Raw genomic sequence first — 6,172 nt, 5'->3', positions numbered from 1 at the left:
TGTTTTCCCTAAAACTCTCTGGCTAGACAAGGAGAAAACTAAGTTGTGCTTTAGCAACAATGAGTTGGAACATTCCTTATCCAAACCTCAGGTTAAATAGTAAAATTTTTGCCTTGCCTATATGGATGTAGGTACCTTGGCGATAGCAGGACGCGGTAGCGGTGTTATCGACAAGATTTTCTTGCCTCAAAATAGACCACTTAATTAAGCTAATTGGTATTAGAAGAAATTTTCACCATCTTGATCATGTTTTCTTTTATCTCAATGACTTCCATCTTATAACCAGAAATCGTTAAGCCAAGAGGCGCATCTGGAATATCTTCAAGGTGCTCTACAATCAGGCCACTCAGGGTTTTAGGACCTTCGGTAGGTAAGTCCCAACTCATTTCCTTATTTAAGTCACGCACGTTTACACTGCCGTCAACCATAACTGAGCCATCACGCTGCATGTTTACGTCTTCGCTCGGCGCACGCGTCTGCGTGGTGGTAAAGTCACCAACGACTTCTTCAAGAATATCTTCAAGTGTAACCAGACCTTGAATGTCACCATACTCGTCAACAACAAGACCAATACGCTCTTTGGCTTCTTGGAATTTGATCAGCTGTGTATTGAGCGAGGTATTCTCTGGTACATAGTAAATCTCTCTTACCGCACGCAGTAGTGACGGCTTATCAAACTGCTCTTTTGTCAGTAGGCGTAGCGCATCACGAGCGTGAATAAAACCAACCGCATCATCAATTTGGTCACGGTAAAGTAGCACTCGGGTGTGCTGCGCATTCGTGAGCTGGCGAGCTATATCTTTCCATTCGTCATTGATATCTATCGCATTGATTTCACTGCGTGGGATCATAATGTCTTCTACGGTCACGTGATCTAAGTCTAAGATAGAAGTGAGCATGTTTTGGTGGTTTGAGGGCAGCATCGCGCTCGACTCATTTACCACGGTTTTTAATTCTTCTTTACTTAGGCTGTGCTCTTCAATCTCTTGTGGTGTGATCCCGACCAAACGCAACATACCATTGGTGATCCAGTTGGTTGCCACAACCAAAGGAAACAAGACTTTTAACAATACTTTGAGGATAACAGAGCTTGGAAACGCAACTTTCTCAGGGTATAAAGCCGCGAGAGTCTTAGGTGTGACTTCAGCGAAGATAAGTACCACGAGCGTTAGAGCAAAGGTAGCAACTGCGATACCCATATCGCCATACAGGCGTAATCCAATGATGGTAGCCACTTGCGCAGCGGCAATATTGACGAGGTTATTTCCGATCAGGATCAGACCAATCAGTCTGTCAGGACGGTTAAGGAGGTTACTTACACGCTTCGCACCACGGTGATTCTCTTTTTCAAGATGGCGTAGACGAATACGGTTGATTGACATGATACCGGTTTCTGAACTAGAAAAATAAGCCGACATCAAAATGAGCACGCCGAGTATGATAAACAAGGCGCTGGTCGATATGTCTTCCAACAGTGGATCCCTTTTTTACTTACGAAAGAGTATTAAGCGTTAGTGAGTTACGATAGTCAAGTTAAAGTTTAAAACCTGCCTAAAATCACTTCTTGTATAAAGCGACTGCCAAAGTAACCTAAAGTCACGATGCCAGAAGCCGTTATGATTGAAATCACCACAGACTTACCGCGCCAGCCGAACTGCTTATGCCCAAATGCGACGACGACATAAATAAGCCATGCAACGATAGATAAAATGGTTTTGTGAATAGTCTCTTTAGCGAACATACCGTCTAAAAAGTAAAAACCGGATGCCAATGCCAGCGTTAATAAACCTGTGCCTACAAATAACAGTTGATAAAGCTGCCTTTCCACTTGCATAAGTGGCGGTAGATGGCTGGTCATAATCGCCAAATCCCGCTGTTTTAGACGTTTATCAATAAACATAAATTGAATGGCGTAGAGGGTGGCGATGATAAGTACGCAGTAAGCCAACAAAGAAAGTGAGATATGCAAAACGAGACCAATATCTATGTTTATTGTATGCATAATAATATGGTGCGGAATAAACAGGCTTGCTAATAACAAAATAGCGGCAAAGCCATACACCACAGGTAGTAATAGTGTTGCAGGGAAGCGTAAAGATACGGTCGTTACAGAAACGACGATAACCCAACAGGTTAACAAGGCAACGTTGACGGTACTGAGATCTTGTCCTTGATTCGTAAACACTGAATTCACCAATACTAGCATATGAGTCAAAATGGCGACGGTGCTTAATATTAAGGTTTTCTTTTGATCTGGACCTTGTTTGTCAAATAAGCGCGATAAAACATGGCTAGTGGCCATGACGTAAAAGAGACAGGCGATTAATGACAAGCTAACAATCAACATAAAAATAAGTGCCTAATTTTTGCTTTCCTTTTTTAGCTATTGTATTTAAAGCCTCTGCGCTTGCATAGGGTTTTATTTCAATCCGTTAACTTATTCTTATTTTCGTTCAACGAAAGCGTAAAAAGCAGAACAATCGGCTTGAATACTGTATTAGTGGCTCGCATATCAGTATAATGCCCGACAATTTCGAGATTTTGGAACCGATACATGTTTGAAAACCTCCAAGAGCGTTTAGGAAAAACGCTTAAAAACATCAGTGGCCGTGGCCGACTAACTGAAGACAATATTAAAGAAACACTCCGTGAAGTACGCATGGCATTGCTTGAGGCTGACGTTGCCTTGCCGGTTGTGCGCGACTTTGTAAAACAAGTAAAAGAACGCGCGGTTGGTGTAGAAGTCACAAAGAGTCTGAGCCCAGGCCAGGTTTTCATCAAGATTGTTCGCGAAGAACTTGAAAAGTCGATGGGTGAGGCCAACGAGGAGCTGAACCTAAACGCGCAGCCGCCAGCTGTCGTCATGATGGCAGGTCTTCAAGGTGCGGGTAAAACCACCAGTGTTGGTAAGCTGGCTAAATTCCTTAAAGAGCGCAAAAAGAAATCTGTGTTGGTGGTGAGTGCTGACGTTTATCGTCCTGCAGCTATCAAACAGCTTGAAACGTTAGCAGCAGAAGTTGACGTCGAGTTCTTCCCCAGTGATATTTCACAAAAACCGGTAGATATCGCAACGGGTGCTATTTCTCACGCGAAGAAAAAGTTCATTGATGTGGTACTTGTGGATACCGCAGGTCGTTTGCACGTAGATGCAGACATGATGGATGAAATCAAAGATTTACACGCGGCGATTGATCCGATTGAAACCTTATTTGTCGTTGACTCAATGACAGGTCAGGATGCTGCAAATACAGCAAAAGCGTTTGATGAAGCGCTGCCACTCAGCGGTGTTATCTTAACTAAGACGGATGGTGATGCGCGTGGTGGTGCGGCTCTGTCTATTCGTCATATTACTGGTAAACCCATTAAGTTTATCGGTGTGGGTGAAAGAACGGATGCCTTAGAGCCATTCCACCCTGACCGTGTTGCATCTCGAATTCTAGGTATGGGCGACGTACTGTCGCTTATTGAAGAAGTCGAAATGAAAGTCGATAAAGACAAAGCCCAAAAAGTGGCTGAGAAAGTCTTTAAAGGCGACGGTTTTACACTGGAAGATTTTGCTGAGCAGCTGCGCCAGATGAAAAACATGGGCGGTATGATGTCGATGATGGAAAAGCTGCCTGGTATGTCGAACTTGCCAGATGCAGTAAAAGGTCAAGTAAACGATAAGACCTTTAACCAAATGGAAGCCATCATAAGCTCAATGACGCCAAAAGAGCGTGCACGTCCTGAAATCATCAAAGGCTCGCGTAAAAAGCGTATCGCTGCGGGTTCTGGTACGCAAGTACAAGACATTAATAAGTTGCTGAAGCAATTTACCCAAATGCAGAAGATGATGAAGAAGATGAAAGGCAAAGGCGGCATGATGAAAATGATGAAGAATATGAAAGGCATGATGCCGCCGGGCATGTTCGGTGGCGGTGGGCCTAAGTTCTAACACCGTTTTATAGTCTGTATAATGTGAAAGGCAAGCCATGAGGCTTGCCTTTTTGTTTACTTAGTTATTCTTAAAATTGGGCACTATTGGCCTAAAGTTTTCTGCTTTTTTAGGGTCGCCTGTACCAATGTACTGGGCTTCTTGTGGATAGGGGTAAACAGGGCGAGTGAAAAGAATATTGCCCTGCGGATCTTCTTTTTGCGTCATAAGAGCATCCGGTGCTATGCCTGTATCAAGCCAATGCACTAACGCTGCGATGGCATCAAAGGTTTCAGCGCCAGGTCCCTCAATACCACAATGCACCAATCCTGGTGGCAAGAATAGCCGAGCAAAGTCGTAGGTGTTGTCTTTACCCATATAGTTGATAACTGACTTATACCAATCAATAGTTGCATATGCGGGTATTGCAGCGTCTGACCATCCATGTAATACAATCATTTTGCCACCGCTATTTTTAAATCCAGTGAGATCAGGGTGATCGGCGTCCATAAAGCTTGAGATAGGTGAAAGCTCGCCAACCTCATTGTTATAAGAAAAGTCTCTCCAGTTACCTTGATTGTATCTTCCTCGAGGAAAAGCCAAGTACTTTAAATACTCGGTTGCAGCATAATAGTGATAAGGCTTGATAAACGGTGCTTCAGGGAACAACCAACCTGTCCATTCAGGTTCAGAGCCATAGGGTAGGCCGCCATAAATGACGTTACCTTGTTGGTCGTAGGATGGTGCATATATGTCCTTAATTGCGTTAACTTGGCGAGGTGTCAGGCATTTACCCGTGGTGGTGTTGCTGCACAGGAGCGTTTGCGGGTCAAAATCGCAGCGTCTTGGGTCGCTTATTAATCCATCAACTAAGCCATCTTTATGATCACAAGCTTGCATGACGGCCTGTGAAATAAAGTCAGTGTAGCTTGCATCGAGCAGTGCGTTATCGTTTTCATCCAAAATAGCTTTTGCGTTATCCATGCAGTTAATTAGGTTGACTTTGGTGTAATTAATCGTCGGTCCTCTGGCAATCACGCCATCAAAATCATTTGGGTAACGCTTTGCGGCCATTATCCCTGCATGACCTCCCTTCGAACAACCCGATATAAATGAGTACGTAAGTTGTTTACTATAAAAGCGCTCAATAACCGCCTTTGCTGCAACAGCAACCACATGATTCGCTCGGTAGGCAAAGTCCTCCCTTAATGGCACATTGTTTTTAGCCCACAAACCATCGAATCCGGCAGCAGTATGGCCGCCATCATGAGACATGGTCGCGTAATTGCGCATAACGCCAGCCATCGTTGGGTAGTTGGATACTTCGCCACAAAAGCCCATACAGGCATTGAGTAAGAAGCGTTGGTTCCAAACTTGACTCAATGGCAACCTAAGCTGAAAACGTATCGTCGGTGCCGCATAGCCTTCAACCAAACAGTGCTCAGGTAAAGAGTTTATTCCTTTTGGTATAGGTGCACCCAATAGGCGACTATACTTATATGTCCAGAGTTCGGTGTCGGCATCTAGGGTTTGGCTTGGTACATATTCTGCGTTGGTGATACTCATTGCAGCATTACCTTGCTCTAGCTGCGAGAAGTCACCAAAACGTAACAGTTTACAAGCCGTTATTTCTTCATTGTTTGCTGCAAGTGTTGAAGTAGCAATGAGCGCAAAAGAAAAGAGTGGTATACCTAGAAGTAGATGTTTAATTGAACGTTTTGCTTTGCGCATTTGGTTCATATGTGTGCTTTCCTTATAAATGAAACAACAGGGATTTTCGACTTTCCAGCAGTGCTGAAAAAGTCAATTTTTTGTACCACTATTGGGACGAATGTGGCGTGCGAAACTTCAGCGGTAATTTTTGTAGCAGGGCCTAATAAAGCATCAACTTTGGAATTAACTTGCATTGCGCGTGAAAATGCGTAAAATGCCCGAGCTTCCCGTAATGGGAAGTACAAACTTATTAATGAAAACAGTCAATCTATGTAGAGGACGGTATGGTAACTATTCGTTTGCAACGTGGCGGCGCTAAAAAGCGTCCATTCTATCAAATCGTGGTTGCGGATAGCCGTTTCTCGCGTGACGGTCGTTTCATCGAGAAGGTAGGTTTCTTTAACCCTATCGCTGCAGGTCAGGAAGAAAAAGTACGTTTAGATTTATCTCGTGTTGATCACTGGGTAGGTCAAGGTGCAGCTCTTTCAGATCGTGTTGCGAAGCTGGTTAAAGACGCTCGTAAAGCGGCTTAATAGGCGTAAGTGT

The 6,172-nt window shown here is 43.9% G+C and carries 5 protein-coding genes; 2 read left to right on the top strand and 3 right to left on the bottom strand.

Annotated features, from left to right (window positions below; translation table 11 throughout):
• Nucleotides 1-209 precede the first annotated feature (209 nt).
• Together MHN32_RS03170 and ccsA are read right to left on the bottom strand one after the other, a co-directional pair.
• Nucleotides 210-1,472 (bottom strand): HlyC/CorC family transporter, encoded by a 1,263-nt coding sequence (locus MHN32_RS03170; protein ID WP_239420863.1) that lies wholly within the window; start codon nucleotides 1,470-1,472, stop codon nucleotides 210-212.
• Nucleotides 1,473-1,540: 68 nt separating this feature from the next.
• Nucleotides 1,541-2,347 carry a cytochrome c biogenesis protein CcsA gene (gene ccsA / locus MHN32_RS03165; protein WP_239420862.1) on the bottom strand — a complete coding sequence of 269 codons (807 nt, stop codon included), beginning with the start codon at nucleotides 2,345-2,347 and terminating at the stop codon, nucleotides 1,541-1,543.
• 207 nt (nucleotides 2,348-2,554) lie between these two features.
• Here ccsA and ffh point away from each other — a divergent pair, with 207 nt between their 5' ends.
• A complete protein-coding gene (gene ffh / locus MHN32_RS03160; protein ID WP_010606686.1) occupies nucleotides 2,555-3,934 on the top strand; it encodes a signal recognition particle protein in 1,380 nt (459 codons plus the stop codon).
• Nucleotides 3,935-3,994: 60 nt separating this feature from the next.
• On the opposite strand, the gene MHN32_RS03155 is transcribed toward ffh, so the two are convergent.
• Nucleotides 3,995-5,653 carry a tannase/feruloyl esterase family alpha/beta hydrolase gene (locus MHN32_RS03155; RefSeq protein WP_239420861.1) on the bottom strand — a complete coding sequence of 553 codons (1,659 nt, stop codon included), beginning with the start codon at nucleotides 5,651-5,653 and terminating at the stop codon, nucleotides 3,995-3,997.
• Between the two features lie 257 nt (nucleotides 5,654-5,910).
• On the opposite strand from MHN32_RS03155, the gene rpsP reads away from it, so the two are divergent.
• Nucleotides 5,911-6,159 carry a 30S ribosomal protein S16 gene (gene rpsP / locus MHN32_RS03150; RefSeq protein ID WP_010371051.1) on the top strand — a complete coding sequence of 83 codons (249 nt, stop codon included), beginning with the start codon at nucleotides 5,911-5,913 and terminating at the stop codon, nucleotides 6,157-6,159.
• The last annotated feature ends 13 nt before the right edge of the window (nucleotides 6,160-6,172 follow it).

It is taken from the genome of Pseudoalteromonas sp. Of11M-6, from assembly GCF_022347905.1.
Classification (GTDB): Bacteria; Pseudomonadota; Gammaproteobacteria; order Enterobacterales; family Alteromonadaceae; genus Pseudoalteromonas.
The sequence above is the reverse complement of the archived record's forward strand: the minus strand, read 5'-3'. Positions and strand labels throughout refer to the sequence as shown.